The organism is Bradyrhizobium sp. WSM4874, from assembly GCF_055811835.1.
In genome coordinates, this window is sequence record NZ_JBVVPR010000006.1 from 13,069 (window position 1) to 37,194 (window position 24,126).

The 24,126-nt window shown below is 64.2% G+C and carries 22 protein-coding genes; 15 read left to right on the forward strand and 7 right to left on the reverse strand.

All coding sequences use genetic code 11. The features are described 5' to 3' along the window. Positions 1–124: 124 nt before the first annotated feature. The gene (locus AC0L3P_RS08110) at positions 125–1,732 is read right to left on the reverse strand and encodes an ABC transporter substrate-binding protein (protein WP_354058451.1); all 1,608 of its coding nucleotides are present in this window, start codon (positions 1,730–1,732) and stop codon (positions 125–127) included. A 269-nt stretch (positions 1,733–2,001) separates the two neighbouring features. Between AC0L3P_RS08110 and AC0L3P_RS08115 the strand changes: the two genes are divergently transcribed. The 8 genes from AC0L3P_RS08115 to AC0L3P_RS08150 all read left to right on the forward strand — a co-directional run bounded on the left by AC0L3P_RS08115 (position 2,002) and on the right by AC0L3P_RS08150 (position 12,207). After that, positions 2,002–3,132 carry a M20/M25/M40 family metallo-hydrolase gene (locus AC0L3P_RS08115; protein WP_354208582.1) on the forward strand — a complete coding sequence of 377 codons (1,131 nt, stop codon included), beginning with the start codon at positions 2,002–2,004 and terminating at the stop codon, positions 3,130–3,132. 168 nt (positions 3,133–3,300) lie between these two features. Next, positions 3,301–4,242 (forward strand): ABC transporter permease, encoded by a 942-nt coding sequence (locus AC0L3P_RS08120; protein ID WP_275170173.1) that lies wholly within the window; start codon positions 3,301–3,303, stop codon positions 4,240–4,242. 20 nt (positions 4,243–4,262) lie between these two features. Then, complete coding sequence (locus tag AC0L3P_RS08125; protein WP_247497687.1) at positions 4,263–5,150, forward strand: ABC transporter permease; 888 nt, start codon at positions 4,263–4,265, stop codon at positions 5,148–5,150. A 14-nt stretch (positions 5,151–5,164) separates the two neighbouring features. Continuing rightward, positions 5,165–6,814, forward strand: a complete 1,650-nt coding sequence (locus tag AC0L3P_RS08130) for an ABC transporter ATP-binding protein (RefSeq protein WP_473301669.1) — start codon at positions 5,165–5,167, stop codon at positions 6,812–6,814. Positions 6,815–7,112: 298 nt separating this feature from the next. Further along, positions 7,113–8,618, forward strand: a complete 1,506-nt coding sequence (locus AC0L3P_RS08135; protein ID WP_473301535.1) for a M81 family metallopeptidase — start codon at positions 7,113–7,115, stop codon at positions 8,616–8,618. Between the two features lie 13 nt (positions 8,619–8,631). After that, positions 8,632–9,804 (forward strand): M20 aminoacylase family protein, encoded by a 1,173-nt coding sequence (locus AC0L3P_RS08140; protein ID WP_473301536.1) that lies wholly within the window; start codon positions 8,632–8,634, stop codon positions 9,802–9,804. Further along, a complete protein-coding gene (locus AC0L3P_RS08145; RefSeq protein ID WP_473301537.1) occupies positions 9,797–11,218 on the forward strand; it encodes an amidase in 1,422 nt (473 codons plus the stop codon). Before AC0L3P_RS08140 ends, AC0L3P_RS08145 begins: the two co-directional genes overlap by 8 nt. 98 nt (positions 11,219–11,316) lie before the next feature. Further along, the gene (locus AC0L3P_RS08150) at positions 11,317–12,207 is read left to right on the forward strand and encodes a crotonase/enoyl-CoA hydratase family protein (RefSeq protein WP_377789178.1); all 891 of its coding nucleotides are present in this window, start codon (positions 11,317–11,319) and stop codon (positions 12,205–12,207) included. A 99-nt stretch (positions 12,208–12,306) separates the two neighbouring features. On the opposite strand, the gene AC0L3P_RS08155 is transcribed toward AC0L3P_RS08150, so the two are convergent. Together AC0L3P_RS08155 and AC0L3P_RS08160 are read right to left on the reverse strand one after the other, a co-directional pair. Next, positions 12,307–13,284: an NADPH:quinone oxidoreductase family protein gene (locus AC0L3P_RS08155; protein ID WP_473301539.1), complete on the reverse strand. Its 978-nt coding sequence runs from the start codon at positions 13,282–13,284 to the stop codon at positions 12,307–12,309. Continuing rightward, positions 13,284–13,892 carry a DsbA family protein gene (locus tag AC0L3P_RS08160; RefSeq protein WP_473301540.1) on the reverse strand — a complete coding sequence of 203 codons (609 nt, stop codon included), beginning with the start codon at positions 13,890–13,892 and terminating at the stop codon, positions 13,284–13,286. The genes AC0L3P_RS08155 and AC0L3P_RS08160 overlap by 1 nt, the downstream gene beginning before the upstream one ends. A gap of 109 nt (positions 13,893–14,001) precedes the next feature. Between AC0L3P_RS08160 and AC0L3P_RS08165 the strand changes: the two genes are divergently transcribed. Together AC0L3P_RS08165 and AC0L3P_RS08170 are read left to right on the forward strand one after the other, a co-directional pair. Then, on the forward strand, positions 14,002–15,024 hold the full coding sequence (locus AC0L3P_RS08165; RefSeq protein WP_473301541.1) for a methionine synthase: 1,023 nt from the start codon (positions 14,002–14,004) through the stop codon (positions 15,022–15,024). Between the two features lie 4 nt (positions 15,025–15,028). Then, a complete protein-coding gene (locus AC0L3P_RS08170) occupies positions 15,029–15,256 on the forward strand; it encodes a hypothetical protein (RefSeq protein ID WP_473301542.1) in 228 nt (75 codons plus the stop codon). Here the strand turns inward: AC0L3P_RS08170 and AC0L3P_RS08175 are convergent. The 3 genes from AC0L3P_RS08175 to AC0L3P_RS08185 form a co-directional block, all read right to left on the reverse strand. Continuing rightward, on the reverse strand, positions 15,253–15,870 hold the full coding sequence (locus AC0L3P_RS08175) for a hypothetical protein (RefSeq protein WP_473301543.1): 618 nt from the start codon (positions 15,868–15,870) through the stop codon (positions 15,253–15,255). The genes AC0L3P_RS08170 and AC0L3P_RS08175 overlap by 4 nt on opposite strands. 107 nt (positions 15,871–15,977) lie before the next feature. Then, positions 15,978–16,505 (reverse strand): xanthine phosphoribosyltransferase, encoded by a 528-nt coding sequence (gene gpt, locus AC0L3P_RS08180; RefSeq protein ID WP_007602504.1) that lies wholly within the window; start codon positions 16,503–16,505, stop codon positions 15,978–15,980. Between the two features lie 36 nt (positions 16,506–16,541). Then, positions 16,542–17,279, reverse strand: a complete 738-nt coding sequence (locus tag AC0L3P_RS08185; protein WP_275170163.1) for a competence/damage-inducible protein A — start codon at positions 17,277–17,279, stop codon at positions 16,542–16,544. Between the two features lie 277 nt (positions 17,280–17,556). Here AC0L3P_RS08185 and AC0L3P_RS08190 point away from each other — a divergent pair, with 277 nt between their 5' ends. The 5 genes from AC0L3P_RS08190 to AC0L3P_RS08210 all read left to right on the forward strand — a co-directional run bounded on the left by AC0L3P_RS08190 (position 17,557) and on the right by AC0L3P_RS08210 (position 22,610). Next, positions 17,557–18,975 carry a circularly permuted type 2 ATP-grasp protein gene (locus AC0L3P_RS08190; protein ID WP_275170162.1) on the forward strand — a complete coding sequence of 473 codons (1,419 nt, stop codon included), beginning with the start codon at positions 17,557–17,559 and terminating at the stop codon, positions 18,973–18,975. A gap of 4 nt (positions 18,976–18,979) precedes the next feature. Next, positions 18,980–19,924, forward strand: coding sequence for an alpha-E domain-containing protein (locus AC0L3P_RS08195; protein WP_007611898.1), 945 nt, complete (start codon positions 18,980–18,982; stop codon positions 19,922–19,924). A gap of 170 nt (positions 19,925–20,094) precedes the next feature. After that, positions 20,095–20,943 carry a transglutaminase family protein gene (locus AC0L3P_RS08200; protein WP_473301545.1) on the forward strand — a complete coding sequence of 283 codons (849 nt, stop codon included), beginning with the start codon at positions 20,095–20,097 and terminating at the stop codon, positions 20,941–20,943. A 123-nt stretch (positions 20,944–21,066) separates the two neighbouring features. Further along, on the forward strand, positions 21,067–21,825 hold the full coding sequence (locus AC0L3P_RS08205; RefSeq protein ID WP_027518752.1) for a proteasome-type protease: 759 nt from the start codon (positions 21,067–21,069) through the stop codon (positions 21,823–21,825). Positions 21,826–21,851: 26 nt separating this feature from the next. Then, positions 21,852–22,610, forward strand: coding sequence for an SDR family oxidoreductase (locus tag AC0L3P_RS08210; RefSeq protein WP_473301546.1), 759 nt, complete (start codon positions 21,852–21,854; stop codon positions 22,608–22,610). Positions 22,611–22,764: 154 nt separating this feature from the next. Here the strand turns inward: AC0L3P_RS08210 and AC0L3P_RS08215 are convergent, their stop codons facing one another. Next, on the reverse strand, positions 22,765–24,003 hold the full coding sequence (locus AC0L3P_RS08215; RefSeq protein WP_473301547.1) for an MFS transporter: 1,239 nt from the start codon (positions 24,001–24,003) through the stop codon (positions 22,765–22,767). Positions 24,004–24,126: the final 123 nt, after the last annotated feature.

Below are 24,126 nucleotides of genomic sequence, written 5' to 3' on the forward strand. Positions count from 1 at the left end.
CCCCCCCCCCCCCCCCCCCCCCCCCCCCCCCCCCCCCCCCCCCCCCCCCCCCAAACACCCCCCCCCCGCCCCCCCCCCCCCCCCCCCCCCCCCCGTTTCTCTTTTCAGACCAGGAGCCTTTGCCCTACTCCGACTTGTCGACGTTCCAGAACAACGGGGTCGCGGGACCGTCGAGCACGCCGGTCAGCGATTTGCGCCAGCCGCTCGGCAGGAGATACTGCCCCAGCGGGATGTAGATCACCTGCTCATAGGCTTCCTTCTGGATGTCAGCAGCGATCTTCTTCTGATCGTCGAGCGAGGCGGCGCGAACGAAGTCGTCCTTGAGCTTTTCGATCTTGGCGTTCTCGGCCCAGCCGAACCAGCCCTTCTTGCCCTGGCCGCCGATCGAGAGATTGGCGATCGGGTTGGAGACGTCGGCTGCGACCCAGTTCGTGAAGAACATGTTCCAGCCGCCCTCCTTCGGAGGCTTCTGGCTGGCGCGGCGGCTCACCACCGTCTGCCAATCGGTCGCTTGCAGGTCGACTTTGAAGCCTGCCTCACGCAGCAACTGAGCCGCGACTATCGGCTGCGCCTTCAGCGTGGTGACATCGCCGGGGGCCATGATCACGATCGGGGTGCCGTCATAGCCGGACTCGGCGAGCGCCTTCTTGGCTTCGGCCATGCCGTTGCCCTTCACCAGCGTCTCGCCGCCGACTTCGGTCGCGAACGGCGTATCGCACACGAAGAAGGCACCACAAATCTTCTGATATTTGGCGTTGCCGACGAGCGCGTCGAGAACGTCCTTCTGGTTTATCGCCAGAAAGGCAGCACGGCGCACTTTGACATTGTCGAACGGCGGATGAAGGAAGTTCATTCGGCCGAGCGTCTGGAAACCGAACTTGTTGGAGACCTCGATGGTGATTTCCTTGTTCGCCTCAAGCAACGGCAGCATGTCGTAGGGCAGATTTTCCATGAAGTCGATGTCGCCCGACTGCAACGCGTTCACCGCGGTCTGCGAGTCCGGCATGGTGATCCACTCGACGCGGTCGACCTTCACCACCTTGCCGCCGGAGGTCCAGCTCGACGGCTCCTTGCGCGGCATGTAGTCGGTGTTCTTGACGTAGACCGCCTTCACGCCCGGCTGGAATTCCGACTGCACGAACTTGAAAGGACCCGAGCCGATCTGCTCGGGGATCTGCTTGTCCGGCGGCGTCTCGGCCAGGCGCTTCGGCATCATGAAGGCAACGCGGGAGGACGGCTTGCCGATCGAGTCGAGCACGAGGCCGTAGGGCTCCTTCAGCTTCAGCGTGATGGTCTTGGCATCGGTCGCTTCGATGCTCGCAGTGAAGTCGAGCAGTTTCTGACCCATGCCGTCGACTGCGGCCCAGCGCTTGAGCGAGGCAACGCAGTCCTCCGCCGTCACCGGCGCACCGTCATGCCACTTCAGGCCGTCGCGCAGCGTGAACGTGTAGGTGAGCTTGTCGTCGGAGATCTTCCAGTCCGCCATCTGCGGCTGGATCTTGAAATTCGAATCGGGCGCCACGAGCGTGTCGTAGATCATGTAGCCATGGTCGCGCGTGATGTAGGCCGTGGTGAAGATCGGATCGATGATGCGCAGATCCGAATGCATCACCGCCGTGATGGTCTTGCCGGCCGCAAGCACCGGCGAGGCCAGTGCGGTCGAAAGCGCGACGACCGACAGCGCAAGTTTGGAGGCGAACGCGCGAGGCCCCCGGCGCATCAACTTAAACATAAAAAGTTCTCCTGACGTGAAACTGTTCAAAGGCAGGTTATCGATTGAGCATCCGGTTCGTTCTTTAGGCGAACTAACCTCATGCAATGCCTTTATCTTTTCGAGACTTGCAGACAGTGCCGAGCGCGTCAATCCGGTTTCGCTGCAAGCCCAAGCGGCGCGCGCACGGGCTCCACAAGGATCGGTTTGGCTCTACAACGCTCTCCGCCTGTCCTGCTCCACGGCAATGCAATCCGCGTTCCATGTTCCGAAGCCCGAGAGACATTGAGATGAATCCAGCCAATCTTCCTTTCGATTCCGAAGCGATGCTCCAGGGCCTGCGCGGCTGGGTGGAATGCGAAAGCCCGACCTGGGACGCGAGCGCCGTGAACCGCATGCTCGATATCGCGGCGCGGGAGATGGCGATCATGGGTGCGACGATCGAGCGCATCGCCGGTCGCCAGGGTTTTGGCGGCGTGATCCGGGCACGCTTTCCGCATCCGAAGCAAGGCGAGCCCGGCATCCTGATTGCCGGACATATGGATACCGTCCACCCCACGGGCACCATCGAGAAGCTGAAATGGCGGCGCGAGGGCAGCAAGTGCTACGGACCCGGCATCTACGATATGAAGGGCGGCAATTATCTTTCGCTGGAAGCGATCCGCCAACTGGCCCGCGCCTCGTTCACGACGCCGCTGCCGATCACCGTGCTGTTCACGCCCGACGAGGAAGTCGGCACCCCCTCGACGCGCGACATCATCGAGGCGGAAGCCGCGCGCAACAAATATGTGCTGGTGCCCGAGCCCGGCCGCGCTGACAACGGCGTCACCACCGGACGTTACGCCATCGCGCGGTTCAATCTCGAGGCGACCGGCAGGCCCAGCCACGCCGGCGCGACCTTGTCGGCGGGCCGCTCGGCGATTCGCGAGATGGCGCGGCAAATCCTCGCCATCGACGCGATGACGGGCGAGGACTGCACGTTTTCGGTCGGCGTCGTGCACGGGGGGCAATGGGTCAATTGCGTTGCCACGACCGCCACCGGCGAAGCGCTTTCGATGGCAAAGCGCCAAGCCGACCTCGATCGTGGCGTCGAGAGGATGCTGGCGCTCTCCGGGACAACCAATGACGTCACCTTCAAGGTGACGCGCGGCGTGACACGTCCGGTCTGGGAGCCCGATGCCGGCACCATGGCGCTTTATGAAAAGGCGCGCGGAATCGCCAGGTCGCTCGGCGCAGAACTGCCGCATGCGAGCGCCGGCGGCGGCTCCGACGGCAATTTCACCGGCGCAATGGGCATCCCGACTCTCGACGGCTTGGGCGTGCGTGGCGGCAACGGCCACACGCTCGAAGAGTATATCGAGGTCGAAAGTCTCGCCGAACGCGGCCGGCTGATGGCGGGGCTGCTCGCGACCCTCGAGTAATGGCGCAAGCCACGTCACCAAAACCGGGCCAGGTCACCAAAACCAGGTGACCGCACTGCAAAAACCGTGGCCCGGATGGCATGGGAATTGCTGAAATGTTAGGCTGGTGGCAGAACCCAAGGCTCCAGCCGCTGTCTCTGATTTGACTCTAATCTGACGGGATCCAACTTGCTCGGATATCTCCTTCGCCGAATTCTCGCCGCCGTGCCTGTGATGGGCGTGGTGGCGCTGTTCGTCTTCCTCCTGCTCCGCCTCACCCCGGGCGATCCCGCCGCCATTCTTGCCGGCGACAACGCCACGCCGGAGCGGCTCGAGCGGATCCGCACCTCGCTCGGTCTCAACGAGCCGCTGATCGTGCAGTTCATCACGTGGCTGAACAAGCTGCTGCATGGCGATCTCGGAACGTCACTCATCTCCAACCTTCCGGTGATGAAGATGATCGGCCAGCGGGTCGAGCCGTCGATCTCGATCGCGCTGTCGACCATCATCCTCGCCGTCATCGTCGCTGTTCCCCTGGGCGTGATCGCGGCGTGGAAGCACGGCACCTGGATCGATCGCTTCGTGATGGGCCTGTCGGTGCTCGGCTTCTCGGTGCCGGTGTTCGTGGTCGGCTATGTCCTGATCGAGGTCTTCGCGATCGACCTGCGCTGGGTGCCGGTGCAGGGCTTCCGCAGCATCTCGAACGGTTTTGGGCCGTTCTTCGAGCGCATCATCCTGCCCACCTGCGCGCTGTCCTTCATCTACATCGCATTGATCGCGCGCATGACGCGCGCGGCCATGCTCGACGTGCTCGGCGAGGACTACGTCCGCACCGCGCGTGCCAAAGGCATCAACGAAGTCGCCGTGATGATGCGTCATGCGCTGCGCAACGCCGCGGTGCCCGTGATCACGGTGATCGGTACCGGCTTTGCGCTTTTGATCTCCGGCGTGGTCGTCACCGAGAGCGTGTTCAACATCCCCGGCATCGGGCGCCTTACGGTGGATGCGGTGCTGGCACGCGACTATCCGGTGATCCAGGCGATGATCCTGCTGACGTCGTTGATCTATGTCGTCGTCAATCTCCTGATCGACGTCGCCTACACGCTGCTCGATCCCCGGATCCGGTACTAGGGCTAAGGATAACAACAAAAATGTCGGTCGATACCCTTCCCCAGTCCTCCATCCCGATCACGTCGCCGCTGCGGCCGCGCCTCGGATTCCTGACCTCGACGCCGATCATCGCGGCAGCGACCATCTGCCTGGCGTTGGTCGTGCTGATCTCGATCCTGGCGCCGTTGATCGCGCCGTATGATCCGATCCAGCTTGCGCCCTCGCAGCGACTGAAGCCCTCTTCGGCGCAATTCCTGCTCGGCACCGACGCCTATGGCCGCGACCTGCTGTCGCGCGTCATGTATGGCGGACGCATCTCGCTTCTGATCGGCATCGGCTCGGCGATCATGTCGATCGTCATTGGGTTGGCGATCGGCCTGGTTTCCGGCTTCTTCAAGCTGGTCGATTCCGTCATGATGCGAATCATGGACGGCCTAATGGCGATGCCGAGCATCCTGCTGGCAATCGCCGTGGTGTCGCTGTCCGGCGCCAGCCTGTGGACCGTGCTGATCGCGATTACGATCCCCGAAGTTCCGCGCGTGGCACGCCTGGTGCGTTCGGTCGTGCTATCGGCGCGCGAAGAGCCCTATGTTGAAGCGGCGATCTCGGTCGGCTCATCCCTGCCGAAGATCATGTGGCGGCATTTGATGCCGAACACGATCGCACCGCTGATCGTCCAGGGCAGTTACGTCTGCGCGTCCGCGATCCTCACCGAGGCCATCCTCTCCTTCCTCGGCGCCGGCATCTCGCCGGAAACGCCGACCTGGGGCAACATCATGGCCGAGGGCCGTCAGTACTTCCAGCTCAAGCCGACGCTGATCTTCTGGCCGGGCCTGCTGCTCTCGATCGCCATCCTCAGCATCAATTTGATCGGCGACGCCGCCCGCGACGCACTCGATCCGCGCATGAAGCAGCGGGAAGGCAAATGATGACCGATCAAGTGATGACCAGCCCGATCCTCGACATCAACAACCTCGTCGTCTCCGTCGGCAAGAAGCCGAATGCCGCAAACATCATCGACGGCATCTCGATCCAGGTGCACGAGCGCGAGACGCTGTGCCTCGTCGGCGAAAGCGGCTCGGGCAAGTCGGTGACCTCGCTGACCACGATGGGTCTGCTGCCGAAGGGCACGCTGATTCCGACCGGCGGCAGCGTCAAGCTGGTCGGCGAGGAGATTCTCACCGCGACCGACCGCCGCCTGCGGCAGCTCCGCGCGACGCGGATGGCGATGATCTTCCAGGAGCCGATGACCGCGCTCAATCCGGTGGTGCCGGTCGGCCGCCAGATCGACGAAGTCCTGCGCGCGCACACCAAACTCGATGCGAAGGCGCGCAAGAAGCGTATCCTCGAGATGATGGAGCAGGTGCGCCTGCCTCAGGTCGAGCGTATCTTTGCCTCCTACCCTCACCGACTCTCCGGCGGTCAGCGCCAGCGCATCATGATTGCGATGGCACTCGTGCTCGAACCGAAGCTGCTCATTGCGGACGAACCAACCACCGCGCTCGACGTCACAACGCAGAAGCAGATTTTGACCCTGATCCGCGACCTCCAGCGCGATCACGGCACCGCCGTGCTGTTCATCACCCATGACATGGGCGTCGTCGCCGAAATCGCCGACCGCGTCGCGGTGATGCGGCAGGGCCGACTGGTCGAGACCGGAACGCTGGATTCCATCCTGCGCAATCCGACCATGGAGTACACCCGCAACCTGCTCTCCGCAGTGCCGAGCCTGGTGCCGCGCGCGGCGCGGCCTGAGACCAAGGAACCGGTGGTGCTGGAGGCCAACGAACTCGGCAAGGTCTACCGCGAGCGCGCGTTCTTCGGCAAAGGCCGCGAAGTCGTCGCCGCCGACAAGGTCACGCTGACGCTGCGCAAGGGCCGTACGCTCGGCATCGTCGGCGAGAGCGGCTCGGGCAAATCGACCGTGGCGCGCTGCATCGTCCGCCTGATCGACCCGACCTCCGGCGGCGTGCGCCTTTCCGGCCGCGAGATCTCGGACATTTCGCGGCGGCTGTTGCAGCCGCATCGGAAGAAGATCCAGATCGTGTTCCAGGACCCCTACCGCTCGCTCAACCCGCGCGTCACTGTCGGCGAAAGCATCGCGGAAGGCCCTATCAATTACGGCGTGTCGCATGCCGACGCAATGAAGCGTGCCCGTGAATTGCTCGAGCTGGTCGGCCTGCCCGCCGATGCGGTCGGGCGCTATCCCCACCAGTTCTCCGGCGGCCAGCGTCAGCGCATTGCGATCGCCCGCGCGCTCGCGCTCGATCCCGACGTGCTGGTCGCGGACGAGGCGGTCTCCGCCCTCGACGTCTCCGTGCAAGCGCAGGTGCTGGAACTGTTCGATGAGATCCAGAAGCGGCTCGGCATCGCCATCCTGTTCATCACTCACGATCTGCGCGTCGCCGCGCAGATCTGCGACGAGGTCGTGGTGATGCAGCACGGCCGCGTCGTCGAGCAGGGCCCGGCCGCCGAAGTGCTGACGCATCCGAAGGAGGCGTACACCAGAGCCCTGCTCGAGGCAGCGCCGGGCCGCGGCTGGGATTTTGCGAATTTCCGGCCGGTGTCGGAGGGCGTGGCGGCCACGGCATAGCAGCATGCTCCGGCGTCGTCCCGGCGAAGGCCGGGACCCATACCGCGTGATCTATCCATCGCGTGTGGCGCTTATCCCAAACATCCGATCTTCGCCAAACTGCTCCCTGGGGTTATGGGTCCCGGCCTTCGCCGGGACGACCCCGAGAACTTGGTGGCGTCTTTGGCTCCAACTAACACCCCATCCGCAGCATTCCCAAAACGGCTTGACGCCATGCATGGCGCGATTGCTTCCCGGCTTGCTCTCGCCGCAAGCACGGGGCTAACGTCGCGCACTTTCAATTGCTGGGCTTGAGTTGATGACACGTATCGCCGTCGGGGGCTTCCTGCACGAGACCAACACCTTCGCTCCGACGAAGGCGACCTTCGCGGACTTCCAGCACGGCGGCGGCTGGCCGGCGATGACGCAAGGTCTCGACGTGCTGAAGGTGATGCGCCGCATCAATGTCGGCCTCGCCGGTTTCGTCGACAGCGCCGAGGCCCACGGCTGGGAACTCGTTCCGACGATTGCCTGCGGCGCGAGCCCCTCGGCGCATGTCACCAAGGACGCCTTCGAGCGCATCGTGAAGGTCATGGTTGATGGCATTGCAGCCGCCGGCCCGATCGACGCCGTCTATCTCGATCTGCACGGCGCGATGGTCACGGAACATCTCGACGACGGCGAAGGCGAGATTCTCGCGCGCGTGCGCCGCGTCATCGGCAAGGACATTCCGCTTGTCGCGAGCCTCGACCTGCACGCCAACGTCACCCCCGAGATGATGGAGCATGCGGACGCGCTGATCGCCTACCGCACCTATCCCCATGTCGACATGGCCGAGACCGGCCGCGCCTGCGCGCAACATCTCACATTGCTTCTGAAGACAAAGCAACGTTTCGCAAAGGCCTTCCGGCAATTGCCGTTCTTGATCCCGATCAGCTGGCAATGCACCAACGACCAGCCGACCAAGGGCATCTACGAAAGGCTTGCCGCGCTGGAGAGCGACGCGGTTCCGACGCTGTCCTTCGCGCCCGGCTTCCCCGCCGCCGATTTCCGTGATTGCGGGCCGAGCGTGTTCGCCTATGGCAAGACGCAAGCCGATGCCGACCGCGCGGCGGATGCGATCGTGAAGCTGATCGAGAGCCACGAGGACGATTTCGACGGCAAGATCTGGTCACCCGATGACGGCGTGCGTCACGCGATGGAACTCTCGAAGGGCGCGAGCAAGCCGATCATCATCGCCGATACTCAGGACAATCCCGGCGCCGGCGGCGATTCCGACACCACCGGCATGCTACGCGCGCTGGTCCGCAACAAGGCCAGTGCCGCGACCGGTGCGATCTATGATCCGGAATCAGCCATGGCCGCGCATGCAGCCGGCGCCGGCGCCACCGTGACGCTGTCGCTCGGCGGCAAGTCAGGCGTTCCCGGCGACGAGCCCTATCGTGAGACCTTCGTCGTCGAAAAACTTTCCGACGGCCGCTTCATCGCGTCCGGTCCCTACTATGGCGGCCGCGAGATGGAGATGGGCCCGTCCGCCTGCCTTCGCATCGGCGACGTCCGAATTGTCGTGAGCTCGCACAAGGCGCAGCTCGCCGATCAGGCGATGTATCGCTATGTCGGCATCGAGCCGACCGAAGAGAAGATTTTGGTCAACAAGAGTTCGGTGCACTTCCGCGCCGATTTCGAGCCGATCGCGGAAAAGCTGATGATCTGCGCTGCCCCCGGCGCGATGCCCGCGGACACGGCTACGCTGCCGTGGACGCGCCTGCGGCCGGGCATCCGCATCAAGCCGAACGGCCCGGTTTTCACTCCTTCCTCACGCTAACTGGACAGAACACATGCCCACAATCGAGCGCATCGACGGCTATGCCGACGAACTCACTGCTATCAGGCGCGACCTTCACGCCCATCCGGAAATCGGCTTCGAGGAAGTGCGCACCTCCGGCATCGTCGCGGACAAGCTGAAGAGCTGGGGCATCGAGGTGCATCGCGGTCTCGGCGGCACCGGCGTGATCGGCGTCATCAAGGGCAAGGGTTCGAGCGGCAAGCGTATCGGGCTTCGTGCCGACATGGACGCGCTGCCGATGGAAGAGAACACCAATCTGAAATGGAGCTCTAAAATCCCCGGGCGATTCCACGGCTGTGGCCATGACGGCCACACCACCATGCTGCTCGGCACCGCGCGCTACCTCGCCGAAACCAAGAATTTCGACGGCACAGTGCACCTGATCTTCCAGCCGGCCGAGGAAGGCCTCGGCGGCGCCCGTGCGATGATCAAGGACGGGCTGTTCGAGAAATTTCCCTGCGACGAGCTCTACGGCCTGCACAACGCTCCCGACCTCAACCACGGCGAGATCGCGATCCTGCCCGGCCCCGCGATGGCCAGCGCCGACTTCTTCGATCTCCGCATCACCGGCTACGGCGCGCATGGCGCGATGCCGGAGCGCTCCAAGGACGCCGTGATCATCGCGACCACGCTGGCGCAGGCGATCCAGACTATCGTCAGCCGCAACGTCGAGCCGCTGCAGGCCGCTGTCGTCTCGATCACGCAGATTCATGCCGGTTCGGCGTACAACGTCATCCCTGGCGACGCGCATCTTTGCGGCACCATCCGCACTTTCTCGAAAGAAGTCCGCACCCTGATCAGCGAACGCATTCGCACAATCTGCGCCGGCATCGCGAGCGCCTATCAGTGCGTGATCGACGTTGACATCCGCGACACCTTCGATGTGCTGGTCAACCAGGTCGAGCAGTCCAGGGTGGTCGAGGAGGTCGCGCGCACCGTCGTCGATCCTTCCAAGGTGATTACCCGTGCCCAGCCGAAGATGGGCAGCGAGGATTTTGCCGACATGCTGCAAACCATTCCCGGCGCCTATTTCTGGGTCGGCCACGACGGCTCGGTCCCCGTGCACAATCCCGGCTTCGTGCTCGATGACAAGATCCTGCCGATCGGCGCCAGCATGTTCGCCCGGATCATCGAGACCCGGATGCCGGTGGGTGCCCATGCATAAAAAGGGTGTCGAAGAGGAAGTCACCTCGCTGCACGATCTCTCCGCGGTCGATCTGATCGCGGGCTATCGCGCCAAGCAGTTCTCGCCGAGCGAGGTGCTGGAAGACGTGCTCGCGCACGTCGCCGCGTGGGAGCCGCACCTCAAGGCGCTCTATGCATTCGATCCCGATGCCGCGCGCGAGGCCGCGAAGGCCTCGACCGCGCGCTGGTCCGGGGGCGAGCCGTCCGGCGCGCTCGACGGCGTGCCGGTGACGGTGAAGGACAACATCGCGACCAAAGGCGTGCCGGTGCCGCTGGGCGCGGCCAGCGTCAAGCTCGTGCCGGCCGAGAAGGACGCACCGCCCGCCGCGCGCCTGCGCGAAGCCGGTGCGATCATCTTCGCCAAGACCACCATGCCCGATTACGGCATGCTGTCCTCGGGGCTGTCCTCTTTCCATGCGCTCGCGCGCAATCCCTGGAACCTGTCCAAGAATCCCGGCGGGTCCAGTGCCGGCGCGGGCGCCGCTGCGGCGGCTGGCTATGGTCCGCTGCATCTCGGGACCGATATCGGCGGCTCGGTCCGCCTGCCTGCGGGCTGGTGCGGCCTCGTCGGATTGAAGCCGAGCTTTGGCCGCGTGCCGATCGATCCCGCCTATGTCGGCCGCGTCGCCGGTCCCATGACCCGCACCGTCGACGATTGCGCGCTGATGATGAGCGTGATCGCAAAACCCGACCGGCGCGACGGCATGAGCTTGCCCGCCGAGCCCCTCAACTGGAAGGGGCCGGAGAAGTCCCCGCGCAAACTCCGCATCGGATTGATGCTCGATCCGGGCGTAGGCCTGGCGCTGGAGAAACCGGTGCGCGAGGTCGCGGTAAAGGGGGCGAAAGCGTTCGAATCTGTAGGCGCCGTTGTCACCGAAGTCGACGGCATCCTCACGCGCGAGATGCTCGACGGCCTCGACAATTTCTGGCGCGCACGGATGTGGGATGATCTGTCGAAGCTGACGCCCGCCGACCAAGCAAAGGTTCTGCCCTACATTTTCAAGTGGGGCGAGTCTGGCGCGAAGCTCTCGGGTGTCGACGTCATCAGGGGCTTCAACCAGACCATGGCCATCCGCGCTGCGGCATCAAAACTGTTCTGCGAGCTCGACTATGTGATCTCGCCGACCGCGCCAAACGTGAACTATCCGGCGGAGTGGGCCTCGCCGACCAACGATCCCATGAAGCCGTTCGAGCACATCGCCTATACCCTGCCGTGGAATATGTCTGAGAATCCGGCGATGTCCATCAACGGCGGCTTCGACGCCAAGGGTTTTCCCATCGGCGTGCAGATCGTCGGCCGCCGCTTCGACGATATCGGCGTGCTTGGCATGGCCAAGGCCTTTGAGAGCCTGCGCGGGCCGCAGAAGCCCTGGCCCGGCCCGCCGGCGAAGTAGAGCTTGGCCACCACATGCCCAGTCCGCGCAAGACGGACGTTGGCGTCCGTGCATGACGTCTTTTTGAGACGGAATTCAGGAGAGGGAAGGAAAGCACCATGGCGTATGAGACGATCAAATACGAGATCGCCGAGCAGATCCTGACCATCACGCTGAACCGCCCCGACAAGCTCAACGCCTTCAACGCGCAAATGCAGGGAGAGCTGATCGACGCGTTCGACGCCGCCGACAAGGACGACGACGTCCGCGCCATCATCGTTACAGGCGCCGGCCGAGGTTTTTGCGCGGGCGCGGATCTTTCGTCTGGCGCCGACACCTTTGATCGCGACGCACGGCGCGGGCCCGTAAAACGCTTCGCCGATGGCAAGGTCGACTACAGCGATTCCCAGGTGCGCGACGGTGGCGGCCAGGTGACGCTGCGCATCTTCAAATGCCTGAAGCCGGTGATTGCCGCGGTGAACGGTCCCGCGGTCGGCATTGGCGTCACGATGCAGCTCGCGATGGACATCCGCATCGCGTCCGACGCCGCGCGCTTCGGCTTCGTGTTCTCCCAGCGCGGCATCGTGCCCGAGGCCGCCTCGAGCTGGTTCCTGCCGCGCATCGTCGGCATCTCGCAGGCGCTGGAATGGTGCTATTCGGGCCGCGTCTTCCCGGCGCAGGAAGCCCTCGCCGGTCGTCTCGTCAGCAAGGTCGTAGCGCCTGATGATCTGCTGCCGACCGCCCGTGCGCTCGCCAAGGAATTTGCGGCGAAGACGGCGCCGGTGTCGGTGGCGCTGATCCGCCAGATGATGTGGCGCATGATGGGCGCCGACGATCCGATGGAAGCCCACAAGGTCGACAGCCGTGGCATCTACGCCCGCGGCCGCTCGGACGATGTGAAGGAAGGCGTTGTGTCGTTCCTGGAGAAGCGCCCGGCTCAGTTCAAGAACAAGGTGTCGAGCGATATGCCGGACTATTTCCCGTGGTGGACGGAACGGGAATACAAGTAGCTTCGTAGGGTGGGTTAGCGAAGCGTAACCCACCACTTTCTGATCCGCGGTCACAGAGGTGGTGGATTACGCCTTCGGCTAATTCACCCTACGGCACGGTCACTCCATCACCAACGCCACGCGCCCGATCGCCTTGCGATCGATCAGCAGCCGCATGGCCTTCGCATAGTCCTCCAGCGGCAGGCGGTGCGAGACGTTGGGGCGCAGCTTGCCCTCCTCCGCCCATTGGAGCAGCGCCTTCAACCGCACCTCACCGAGCGCGGGATTTTTCCGTACCGCCTCACCGGCGCGCACGCCGAGCACACTTGCGCCTTTGATCAGCAAGAGATTGGTTTTCGCCGAGCCGATGCCGCCGGTGAAGCCGATCACCAGCAACCGCGCGCCCCAGGCGATGCAACGCATCGAGCTCTCGAACACTTCGCCGCCAACGGGATCGAACACGACGTCGGCACCGCGACCGTCGGTGATCCGTTTGACAGCATCACGAAACGGCTCGCGGTCGTAGCGCACGAGATGATCGGCGCCGCGCGCCTTGGCGATTGCGAGCTTTTCGTCGCTGGACGCGGTCGCGATCACGGTCACCCCCAGCATCTTGCCGATCTCGACGGCAGCAAGGCCCACGCCGCCGCCGGCGCCATGCACAAGCAGCACCTCGCCCGGCGCAACCCGGCCGCGATCGATCAGCGCGTGATAGGCGGTGCCGTGCCCGGCGAGATAGGTCGCAGCTTCCGCATAGTCGAACGTCGATGGCATCGGCGTGAGCTGCGATGGCATCACCACCGCTTCATCCGTGAAGGCGCCGTGCCGCATCTTGACGATGACCTTGTCGCCGACGGCGACACCGCCCGCCTCTGCGCCGACCTCGGTCACGTCGCCGGCCGCCTCCATCCCCGGCGTGAACGGCAACTCGGGCTTGAGCTGGTATTCGCCGGCCGCCATCAGCACGTCGGGGAAATTCAGGCCCGCGGCACGGACCGCGACGCGCACTTCGCCCGGCTTCAGGTCGCGCGACGGAAACTCTTCGAGCTGCAACGCTTCGGGCGCGCCGAGCGTGCGGCAGACGACAGCCCGCACCATCAGGCCGCGCTCGCCTTGCCGCGCAGCAGCGCCTCGCGGATCAACGGCAGGCGGTCATTGCCGAAATACATGTCGGTCTTGCCGACGAAGATCGTCGGCGAGCCAAAGCCGCCGCGCGCGACGACCTCTTCGGTGTTGGCCTTGAGCTGATCCTTGATCCCCTGCCCGGAAATGCCCGCGAAGAATTTCTGCTCGTCGACGCCGACCTTCCTGCAGATCTCGGCTAGCACTGCGTCCTGCGAGATGTCCTTGTCCTCGCCCCAATAGGTCTCGAACACCGCCGTGGCGAAAGGCACCGTTTCCTGCCCGAGCCAGATGCAGCCGCGCATCGCTTTGACGCTGTTCACCGGAAACACCGTCGGCGGCATCTTGATCGCGAGACCGGCCGAGCGGGACCAGTCGGCAAGATCCTTTTTCATGTAGCGCGCCTTCAGCGGCACCGGTGTCTCACGCTGCGCATAGACACTTGGGTTGACCGTATTGAAGATGCCGCCAACCAGGATCGGCCGCCAGACGATCTCCGCGCCAACCTCCCTGGCCAGCGGCTGGATGTTGTGGAAGGCAAGATAGGTCCAGGGGCTGGAACAGTCGAAGAAGAATTCGATCATGGCGTTTCCGGTCCGGCGCCGCCGGTTTCAGGCGACTTTTGTTGTTCTGTACCTCGACGTTAAGACATGGCAGGAAGGGGCGCAATCATAACTCGCCGAGAGGGCCGCCATGCTGTTTCCAACCACGATCGCCGGCTCCTTGCCGAAGCCGGAATGGCTCGCCGAACCCAATATGCTCTGGGCGCCCTGGAAGTCGCAAGGCGACGAGCTCGTCCGTGCCAAGCGCGATGCGACGATGCTTGCCGTCAAGGTCCAGGAGGACGCCGGCATCGATATCGTCACCGAGGGCGAGCAGGCCCGGCAGCATTTCGTCCACGGTTTCCTGGAGAAGATCGAGGGCATCGACTTCGCCCACAAGGTCGAGATGGGCATCCGCAAGGATCGCTACAAGGCGATGGTGCCGCAGGTCGTCGCCCCGCTCCGGCTGAAGAGCCGCGTCCATGCCGAAGAGGCGCGGGTCGCGCGGACACATACAAAGAAGAAGCTCAAGTTTACACTGCCCGGCCCGATGACCATCATCGACACCATTGCCGATCGCTACTATGGCGATCGCGTCAAGATGGCCTTTGCGTTCGCCGAACTCCTGAACGAGGAAGCCAAGGCGCTCCAGGCTGACGGCGTCGATCTCGTGCAGTTCGACGAGCCCGCCTTCAACGTCTACATGGACGAGGTCAACGACTGGGGCATCAAGGCGCTCGAGCGCGCCGCGCAGGGCCTGACCTGCGCCACCGCCGTGCACATCTGCTACGGCTACGGCATCAAGGCCAACACCGACTGGAAGGAAACGCTCGGCGCGCAATGGAGGCAATACGAGCAGATCTTTCCCGCGATCGACGCCAGCCCGATCCAGCAGGTCGCGATCGAGTGCCGCAACTCGAAGGTGCCGCTCGACCTGCTTGCTCTGCTCAAGAGCAAGATCGTGCAGGCCGGTGTGATCGACGTCGCCAGCGACACGGTCGAGACCGCCGAGGACGTCGTGCAGGTGATCGACGCGGTGTCAAAATTCGTACCCAAGAGCAACATCATCGCCACCACCAATTGCGGCATGGCGCCGATGCGGCGCGAGATCGCCGAAGCCAAGCTGATGGCGCTCGGCGCCGGTGCCGCGCTGGCCCGCGAGAAGCTGGGTTAAGGCGGTGATCCGTCTGGCGTTCACCATTGCAGCGCTTGCAGCGTTCGCGCAGCCCGCGCGTGCAGAGGATCGTTCCGTGCTTCTCAATTGCAAAGCAATCGTGGAGCGCACGGCGAAGGATGCGAATGCCGCGAGCGAAGCCGAGCTGACACGCTGCCGTCAAGTGATCCGCGAATGGGCGCTGCGCGATGCGCGGACGACAGTGGATGAAAACGGTAAGCCGCTGCGCTAGGTGCGCGCGGTCGGATGCAGCACAGGCTGATATCCAGCGATGATCGCGCGCAGCGTGGAAGGCGGCGTCAACAGCATCGGGTGATCAAGGGCGCTCGTATGCGGGACGTAGCCCGCGGGTAGCCACAGCAGCGCCTTGCGCTGCGCGACCAGGAAGCAGTCATCGCCCTGTTGCACCATTGCGCCGTCTGGCAATTCCGCGAGCGGCATCGGCAGCGGGTGCAAGCGCTTGCGACCATGATCGAGGCGTTCCAGGTGCAGTCGCGCATCGATCTCCTTCGCACGCACGTTGCTCACGCCATTGCCCGTCTCCCACGCAACGCGAAAGCGCTTGGCATCGTCGCGGCGACAGAAGAAGCAGGGACGGTGGCCTGCGGCAAAGGCCGTGGCTTCGTCGAGGAAGAACAGCTCGGTCCAGCTTCGCCGCGCCATCACCAGCCGCCGCCATCCCCGAAATTCGCACAGGCAGGTGATCCAGGCCGGCGACGACCAGCGCTTCTTCAGCAGCGTCTTCGCCGCGGGGTCATGGATGATGCCGCGGTTGCCGGTGAACATCCCGCGATGTGGTGTCGCGATGATCTCGCCGGTCGGCGTAACGCGGTTTTGCAGGGGCATGGTCGCCTCCGCCCGTCATTGCGAGGAGCGAAGCGACAAAGCAATCCAGACTGTTTCCGCGGACACATTTCTGGATTTCTTCGCTGCGCTCGCAATGACGGCGATAATCACGCCGCCCCGTCGCGAAGCGGCGGGTGATAGGACAGCGCGGTGTCCCAGGGGAAGAAGATCCAGGTGTCCTGCGAGACTTCGGTGATGAAGGTGTCGACCAGCGGACGTCCCTTCGGCTTGGCGTAGACGGTGGCGAAATGCGCGTCGGGCAGCATCGCGCGCACCAGCTTGCCGGTCTTGCCGGTGTCGACGAGATCGTCGACGATCAGGAGCCCCTTGCCGGTGCCGCCGCCGAGCTTCATCACGTCTTCGGAGATGCCCTTCAGCACTTTGAGGTCGCCCTGCTTGTCGTGGTCGTAGCTGGCGATGCAGACCGTATCGATCACGCGCACACCCAACTCGCGCGCCACGATCGCGGCCGGCACCAGGCCGCCGCGGGTGATCGCGATGACCGCATGAAACGGACCAACCTCGTTGAGCCGCCAGGTCAATGCCCGGCAATCCCGGTGGAACTGGTCCCACGACACCGGAAAGGGGCGGCCCGCCCGTTCTTCCGCACTTAGTTCCGGTGCTTCACCAGCCATTGTCGTCTCCTGCTTCGCCTGCCGGCAGCTAGGTTGCTAGCGGGTGATGTTCAATCCCGCCAGCATTTCCTTCACGGCCGCCATTGCGGCTGCGAGCTTGTCCGCATCGCGCGAGCGCACCACCAGATTGGTGTTCGGCTTCTGCTCTTCATCCATGAAGGGATAGCTGCCGATGATGGTGTCGGGATGTTCGGCGGCAATCGCCCGCAGCGGGCCGCCGATGTCGCCCTCCCGCGCATTGGCGCGGACCGATTCGGAGAGCATGCGGACGCCCGATTTCAGCTTGGGCGAGACGATGTCCATCATCGCCTGCATGATCGAGGGCACGCCCGCCATCACGATGACATTGCCGATCTTGAAGCCGGGAGCGAGGATGGTCGCGCTCTGGATCAATTCGGCACCGTCAGGGATGCGGGCCATGCGCAGGCGGGCCTCGTTGAGGTCCTGCTCGCTCCAGCGCTCTCGGAAACGGGCGACCACCTCCGGATGATGGTCGATGCCGACGCCGAACGCCTTGGCAACGCTATCAGCGGTGATGTCGTCATGGGTCGGCCCGATGCCGCCTGTGGTGAAGACATAGGTGTAGCGATGCCGCAGTGCATCCAACGCGGCAATGATGTCGGGCTCGTCGTCGGAGACGACCCGGACCTCCTTCAGGTCGATGCCGATATTGGTCAGGTATTCGGCGATGAAGCCGATGTTCTTGTCCTTGGTCCGGCCGGACAGGATTTCGTCCCCAATGACCAGAATACCCGCCGTGACGATCTCGCTCATACCTCAAGTCCCTCACCTATCGGCCCGACTTTGCCGAGGTAACGCGTTGAAGTCACGCGGTTTTGCTGCCGAAATAAGCAGTCCTCAGCCATTTTTTCAGGCAAGCCGCCGACCACCCCCGGCAAATGTCCTCTCCCCATGCTTATCGCGCTGGCCCGGCCCTTGCTACCGCATGAAAGTCATGCACTCTTGCCGCATGGCCAGGGCGTTGCGGTCTTCACCAAGGCTTGGCGACCTGTCGAATGGCGCAACGCCTTGCGGAGACAAGTCGGGATCTATGGCAGTCGCGTTTGATGAAATGAACATTCCCGGTGGGGACCTTCGCCCCGCCTATCAGGAGCTGGCGCGCTGGCTCAAGGAGACGCCTCCCGAGGCGCTCGAATATCGCCGCCAGGAGGCCGAGCTCCTCTTCCGCCGCATCGGCATTACTTTCGCGGTCTATGGGGACTCCGAGTCCACGGAGCGCCTGATTCCCTTCGACGTGATCCCGCGGATCATGTCCGGGAAGGAATGGTCGCTGCTGGAGAAGGGCCTGAAGCAGCGCGTGCGCGCGCTCAACATGTTCCTGCGCGACATCTATCACGGCCGCGACATTCTCCGCGCCGAGATCGTGCCCGACGACCTCATCTTTCAGAACCCGGTCTTCCGTCCCGAGATGAACGGACAGCAGGTGCCGCACGACGTCTACGTGCACATCGCCGGCATCGACATCGTCCGGGTCGATTCCGAGGACTTCATCGTGCTGGAGGACAATGCACGTACGCCCTCGGGCGTGTCCTACATGCTGGAAAACCGCGAGATCATGATGCGGCTGTTTCCGGACCTGTTCGCCCGTCACAGGGTGGCGCCGGTCGAACGCTATCCGGACGAGCTGCTCTCCGCCTTGCGCTCGGTCGCGCCGCAAAGTGCCTCCGGCGAGCCGACCGTCGCGTTGCTCACGCCGGGCGTCTACAACTCGGCCTATTACGAACACTCCTTCCTCGCCGACAAGCTCGGTATCGAGCTGGTCGAGGGCCGCGACCTCATCGTCAAGAACAACGAAGTGTTCATGCGGACGACAGAGGGCGTGAAACGGGTCGACGTGATCTACCGCCGGGTCGACGACGACTACCTCGATCCCCTCACCTTCCGCCCCGACTCCGCGCTCGGCGTGCCCGGCCTGATGTCGGCTTATGCGGCCGGCAACATCACGCTCGCCAACGCCGTCGGCACCGGCATCGCCGACGACAAGGCGATCTACTCCTACATGCCGGACATCGTAAAATTCTATCTCGGCGAGGAGCCGATTCTGAAGAACGTGCAGACCTGGCGCTGCCGCGAGCCGAAGGATCTCGCCTATGTGCTCGATAATTTGAGCGAACTCGTCGTGAAGGAGGTGCACGGCTCCGGCGGCTACGGCATGCTGATCGGACCTGCGGCGACCAAGGCGACGATCGAAGCCTTCCGCGAAAAGCTCAAGCGCGAGCCCGAGGGCTTCATTGCGCAGCCGACGCTGGCGCTCTCGACCTGCCCGACCTGCACGGCATCCGGCCTTGCGCCGCGCCACGTGGACCTGCGGCCGTTCGTGCTCACCGGCAGCAAGAGCACCACGATCGTGCCCGGCGGGTTGACACGCGTTGCGCTGAAGGAAGGCTCCCTGGTGGTGAATTCGAGCCAGGGCGGCGGTACCAAAGATACCTGGATCCTGGACGAGTAGAGAGATGCTGTCGCGTACCGCCGAAAACCTCTATTGGCTCGCCCGCTACGTCGAACGGGCCGAGTATCTCGCGCGCACCATCGATGCGACGCTGCGCGTCACCGCGCTTCCCGCCGCCTATATCGGCAAGACCAATGAATGGGACTCGGCGCTTTTGACCGCCGGCGTCGCCGCGAGCTTCTATCAGCAGTATGAAGAAGCAAACGAGCGCAACGTCGTCGATTATCTCTCGTTCTCGGCGGACAACCCGTCCTCGATCAGGAATTGCATCGAGGCGGCGCGGCTGAATTCGCGCTCGGTGCGCACAGCGCTGACGAGCGAGATGTGGGATACCATCAACTCGGCCTGGATCGAGTTGCAGGAGGTCTGGAGCAGAGGGACCTCGACGCGCGAGGATCTCGCGAAGTTCCTGCGCTTCGTGCAGGAGACCTCGCTGCGTTTCGACGGCTCGGCGTACCGGACCATGCTGCGCAACGACGCCTACTGGTTCTCGCGGATGGGCTTGCATCTCGAACGCGCCGACAACACCGCGCGCATTCTCGACGTGAAATACCATGTGCTGCTGCCCGAGGAGGAGCATGTCGGCGGCCCGCTCGATTTCTACCAGTGGACCTCGATCCTGCGCTCGGTTTCGGCGCTGACGGCCTATCACTGGGTCTATCGCGAGACACTGAAACCCTGGCTGATCGCGGATTTGCTCATCCTCAACGATTCGCTGCCGCGTTCGCTCGCAAGCTGCTACGGCAATCTCGTGCGCAATCTGGATCAGATCGGGGTCGCCTATGGCCGCCAGGGCCCGGCCCAGCGCCATGCCCGCGGCATCCGCAACCGGCTGGAACACAGCAATATGAACGACATTTTCCAGCATGGCGTGCATGAATTCATTCAGGAATTCATCTCGGACAATTCCAGGCTGGGCGAAATCATCACGAAGCAGTATTTGATCTGATGTCCCCCGGCTGATGAAAAACGGGATATCGTCATGGCCGGGCTTGTCCCGGCCATCCACGTTCTTGCTTTCGCGTGCGAAGAAGATCGTGGATGCCCGGGACAAGCCCGGGCATGACGAGCTTCTTCGCAGTAGGCAGTCGAATCTAACCACTAACTTCACGGTCCACCATGCGCCTGCGAATCCTGCACACCACGACCTATCGCTACGAGCCGCAGGCCACGAGCGTGATCCAGATCCTGCGCATGACGCCCGGCAGCCATGATGGGCAATATGTGGCGGAGTGGCAGATCGACCTGTCGACCGACACCAAGCTCGACACCCACGAGGACGCGTTCGGCAATGTCACCCATGTGCTGTCCTGCGGACCCGTCGGCGACATCAAGATCACCGCCGAGGGCCTGATCGAGACCCACGACACCGGCGGGGTTCTGCGCGGCGCCGATGAGCGCTTTCCGGCCGGCATGTTCTTGCGCGCCACCGACCTCACCACGGTCAATCCGGCGATGCATGCGGTCGCGCGCCAGCTGCGCAGCGAGGCCGAGAGCGACACGCTCGGCTTCCTGCATACGCTGATGACGCAAATCGGCGATCACATGACCTTCGACGAGGACCCCACCAACAGCGGCACGTCGGCGGCGGAAGCGTTCACGCTCAAGCGCGGTGTCTGCCAGGACTACGCGCACATCTTCATCGCCTGCGCCCGCAGCGGCGGCGTGCCGGCGCGCTTCGTCTCCGGTCACTTCTTGCGCTCAGACGGCACGGTGCATCAGGACGCGGGCCATGCCTGGGCGGAGGCTTATGTTGACGGTCTCGGCTGGGTCGGCTTCGATCCCGCCAACAGCATCTGCGCCACCGACGCCCATGTCCGCGTCGCGATCGGGCTCGATTATCTCGGCGCAGCCCCCGTGCGCGGCACCCGCTATGGCGGCGGCGCCGAGACGCTGGCGGTGGCGGTCAAGGTCGAGCAGGCCGGCCGCAGCGGCCAGTCGCAATCGCAGTCCCAGCGGCAGAGCTGAGCCGCGCCGCGCGCGGCCCTCACCCACGGTCGGTTTCCACCCTGCCGCCCCGCGGCAATCGGGGGTTGGAGCGGCCCTTGAAATTGGCTAGTAGTTCGGCGCAAACGCGTTCGGGGACTGGAAATGACCTATTGTTGCGGAATTCTGGTTCGGGACGGTCTGGTGATGATCGCCGACACCCGCACCAATGCCGGCCTCGACAACGTTTCGACCTTCCGCAAGCTCCACATCTTCTCCAAGCCCGGCGACCGCATCATGGCGATCGCCAGCGCCGGCAACCTCGCCGTCAGCCAGTCGGTGCTCTCGACGCTGACCGAGGGCCTCGAAGACCCCAACACGGGTGAGATCGAGACGCTGATGAACGCGCCGACCATGTTCCAGGCCGCCCAGCGCATTGGCCGGGCGATCCGGGCCGTGCACGCGACCGAGGGGCCAGCGCTCAAATCCGAGGACGTGTCGTTCGACGTCTCCTTCCTGTTCGGCGGCCAGATCAGCGGCGCGCGCATGCGCCTGTTCATGGTCTACACCGCCGGCAATTTCATCGAATGCACCACCGACACTCCCTATTTGCAGATCGGCGAGCACAAATACGGCAAACCGGTGCTCGACCGCGCCATGCATTACGACGTCGAGCTCTACGAGGCGCTGAAGACCGGGCTGATCTCGATGGACTCGACCATGCGCTCGAATCTCGGCGTCGGCCTGCCGATCGATGTGCTGGTGGTGCGCGCCGACGCCTGCGAGGCCGATCTCAACCACCGCATCGAGGCGGGCGAGCCCTATTTCCACGATTTGCGCTCGCGTTGGTCGGCGGCCTTGCGCGCCGCGCATCAGAACATTCCGCGGCCGCCCTACAAGAACGAAAAAGAATCCAAAACCTGACAGCTTAAGAGAAAAGGCAGGAAACGATGAGTGAAGCGAAAAAGATCGCAGTGGTGACGGGCGCCGGCACCGGAGTCGGGCGCGCGGCGTCACTGGCGCTGATGAACACAGGCTTCACCGTGGTGCTGGTCGGGCGCCGCATGGAGATGCTCGAGGAGACCGCGAAGCTCGGCCCTGCCGGCAAGAGCCTGTGCGTCACCGCCGACATGACCAAGCCGGACCAGATCGCCGCGCTGTTCGACAAGGTGAAGGCGACCTATGGCCGCCTCGACGTGCTCTTCAACAATGCCGGCATGGGCGCGCCGCCAGTGAATTTCGAGGATCTCAGCCTCGAGCAGTGGCAAGCGGTGGTGAACACCAACCTCACCGGCCCGTTCCTGTGCACCCAGCACGCCTTCCGCATCATGAAGGACCAGAGCCCGCGCGGCGGCCGCATCATCAACAACGGCTCGATCTCGGCGCATGCGCCGCGGCCGTTCTCGGCGGCCTATACCTCGACCAAGCACGCCATCACGGGCCTGACCAAGGCGTCCAACCTCGACGGTCGCATGTACGACATCGCGGTCGGCCAGCTCGACATCGGCAACGCCGCGACGCCCATGACCGACCGCATGGTCAACGGCCCGGGCGTGCTGCAGCCCGACGGCACGTCGAAGCAGGAGCCGCGCATGGATGCGAAGGCGGTCGGCGATGCCGTCGCCTACATGGCCGGCCTGCCGCTCGATGCCAACGTGCTGACCATGACTGTGATGGCAACCAAGATGCCGTTCGTGGGACGGGGCTGATCGCCGCTCTCGTGCCCCGGACGCAGCGCGGCATGCAATGACGCGCTGCTGAGCCGGGGCCCACGCCTCCGCAACCTCGTTCTTGGCATTCTGGGTCCCGGCTCTGCGGCGCGTCACTTCGTGCCGCACCGCGTCCGGGACATGCGACCTTCCGCTACTCCAGCGTTTCCACCTGTCGCAGGCTCGGGAACAGCTTCATCCACAACAGCGCCACCGCGACCGTGCAGACGCCGCCAAGCACGGCTGCCGGCATGGCGCCGAACAGTGCGGCTGCCACTCCGCTCTCGAACTGGCCGAGCTGGTTGGAGGCGTTGATGAAGAGGAAGTTCACCGCACCGACCCGGCCGCGCATCTCGTCGGGGGTCGCGAGCTGCACCAGTGAGAAGCGGATCACGACACTGATCGTATCGGCCGCGCCGAGAACGGCGAGCGCGAGCACCGACAGCCACATCCAGGGCGACAGCGCGAACACGATCGTTGCAACGCCGAACACGATCACGGCCTGAAACATGCGAAGGCCCACATGCCGCGAAACGGCGTGACGGGCCAGCACCATGGTCATCAGCAGCGCGCCGACCGCAGGCGCGGCGCGCAGGATGCCGAGCCCGACCGGACCGGTCTGGAGGATGTCGCGGGCATAGATCGGCAGAAGCGCGGTGACGCCGCCGAACAGCACCGCGAACAAATCGAGCGAGATGGTGCCGAGGATCGCTGGATTGCGCCGGATGAAACGGACGCCAGCGAAAATATTGTCGGCGCCTCCCATGTCCATGGCGACCGCCTGCGGACGCGGCCGGATGAATCCGGTCAAAATCATCCCAAAGATCCAGAACAGCACCATCACCGCGTAGGCGAGATGCGGCGCGACCGCGTAGGCAAAACCGCCGAGCGCCGGCCCTGTAATGGTCGCGACCTGCGCCGCACCGCTGGAGACGGCGGTGGCGCGCTGGAGCGAGCCCTGCGGCGCAATCGCAGGCAGCAGCGCCGCGGTGGTCGGACTTTCGAAGGCTCCGGCAATGCCGAGCACGAAGGTTGCCACGAAAATTTGAACTTCGCTGACCAAGCCGAGGTAGGTGATGATTCCGAGATAGAGCGCGGTCGCGGCTTCCACGAGCTGGCAGAGCTGGACCACGCGCTTGCGCTCGTAGCGGTCGGCGGCATGGCCGGCGACGAACACCAGCAGGGCCGTGGGCAGGAATTGCACGAGGCCGACCATACCGAGGTCGAAGGCCGAGCCGGTGAGATCGTAGATCTGCCAGCCGATCGCGACCGCCGCGATCTGGCTGGAGAAACGCGACAGGCTGCGCGAGAGCAGAAAGAACAGAAAGGCGCGATGGGAGAGGAGCGCGCGGGCACTGACCGGCGGGTTTCCCGATATTGGCTGATCTGGCATCGCCTCTTCGGTCACGCTCGGACTATCCGGCTCCTGATGTCATGTGCTCCGGGTGGCTGACGCGGACCTGCTTGTCAACAGCGGGACGCTCCGACAATCTCCCGGCATTGCGTTTGCAACGCA

What these genes read in the sequence shown, in the direction of transcription:
- AC0L3P_RS08110 (WP_354058451.1), bottom strand. Translation starts at nt 1,732, where the DNA reads ATGTTTAAGTTGATGCGCCGGGGGCCTCGCGCGTTCGCCTCCAAACTT.
- AC0L3P_RS08115 (WP_354208582.1), top strand. Translation starts at nt 2,002, where the DNA reads ATGAATCCAGCCAATCTTCCTTTCGATTCCGAAGCGATGCTCCAGGGC.
- AC0L3P_RS08125 (WP_247497687.1), top strand. Translation starts at nt 4,263, where the DNA reads ATGTCGGTCGATACCCTTCCCCAGTCCTCCATCCCGATCACGTCGCCG.
- AC0L3P_RS08130 (WP_473301669.1), top strand. Translation starts at nt 5,165, where the DNA reads ATGACCAGCCCGATCCTCGACATCAACAACCTCGTCGTCTCCGTCGGC.
- AC0L3P_RS08135 (WP_473301535.1), top strand. Translation starts at nt 7,113, where the DNA reads ATGACACGTATCGCCGTCGGGGGCTTCCTGCACGAGACCAACACCTTC.
- AC0L3P_RS08140 (WP_473301536.1), top strand. Translation starts at nt 8,632, where the DNA reads ATGCCCACAATCGAGCGCATCGACGGCTATGCCGACGAACTCACTGCT.
- AC0L3P_RS08145 (WP_473301537.1), top strand. Translation starts at nt 9,797, where the DNA reads ATGCATAAAAAGGGTGTCGAAGAGGAAGTCACCTCGCTGCACGATCTC.
- AC0L3P_RS08150 (WP_377789178.1), top strand. Translation starts at nt 11,317, where the DNA reads ATGGCGTATGAGACGATCAAATACGAGATCGCCGAGCAGATCCTGACC.
- AC0L3P_RS08155 (WP_473301539.1), bottom strand. Translation starts at nt 13,284, where the DNA reads ATGGTGCGGGCTGTCGTCTGCCGCACGCTCGGCGCGCCCGAAGCGTTG.
- AC0L3P_RS08160 (WP_473301540.1), bottom strand. Translation starts at nt 13,892, where the DNA reads ATGATCGAATTCTTCTTCGACTGTTCCAGCCCCTGGACCTATCTTGCC.
- AC0L3P_RS08165 (WP_473301541.1), top strand. Translation starts at nt 14,002, where the DNA reads ATGCTGTTTCCAACCACGATCGCCGGCTCCTTGCCGAAGCCGGAATGG.
- AC0L3P_RS08175 (WP_473301543.1), bottom strand. Translation starts at nt 15,870, where the DNA reads ATGCCCCTGCAAAACCGCGTTACGCCGACCGGCGAGATCATCGCGACA.
- gpt (WP_007602504.1), bottom strand. Translation starts at nt 16,505, where the DNA reads ATGGCTGGTGAAGCACCGGAACTAAGTGCGGAAGAACGGGCGGGCCGC.
- AC0L3P_RS08185 (WP_275170163.1), bottom strand. Translation starts at nt 17,279, where the DNA reads ATGAGCGAGATCGTCACGGCGGGTATTCTGGTCATTGGGGACGAAATC.
- AC0L3P_RS08190 (WP_275170162.1), top strand. Translation starts at nt 17,557, where the DNA reads ATGGCAGTCGCGTTTGATGAAATGAACATTCCCGGTGGGGACCTTCGC.
- AC0L3P_RS08195 (WP_007611898.1), top strand. Translation starts at nt 18,980, where the DNA reads ATGCTGTCGCGTACCGCCGAAAACCTCTATTGGCTCGCCCGCTACGTC.
- AC0L3P_RS08200 (WP_473301545.1), top strand. Translation starts at nt 20,095, where the DNA reads ATGCGCCTGCGAATCCTGCACACCACGACCTATCGCTACGAGCCGCAG.
- AC0L3P_RS08205 (WP_027518752.1), top strand. Translation starts at nt 21,067, where the DNA reads ATGACCTATTGTTGCGGAATTCTGGTTCGGGACGGTCTGGTGATGATC.
- AC0L3P_RS08210 (WP_473301546.1), top strand. Translation starts at nt 21,852, where the DNA reads ATGAGTGAAGCGAAAAAGATCGCAGTGGTGACGGGCGCCGGCACCGGA.
- AC0L3P_RS08215 (WP_473301547.1), bottom strand. Translation starts at nt 24,003, where the DNA reads ATGCCAGATCAGCCAATATCGGGAAACCCGCCGGTCAGTGCCCGCGCG.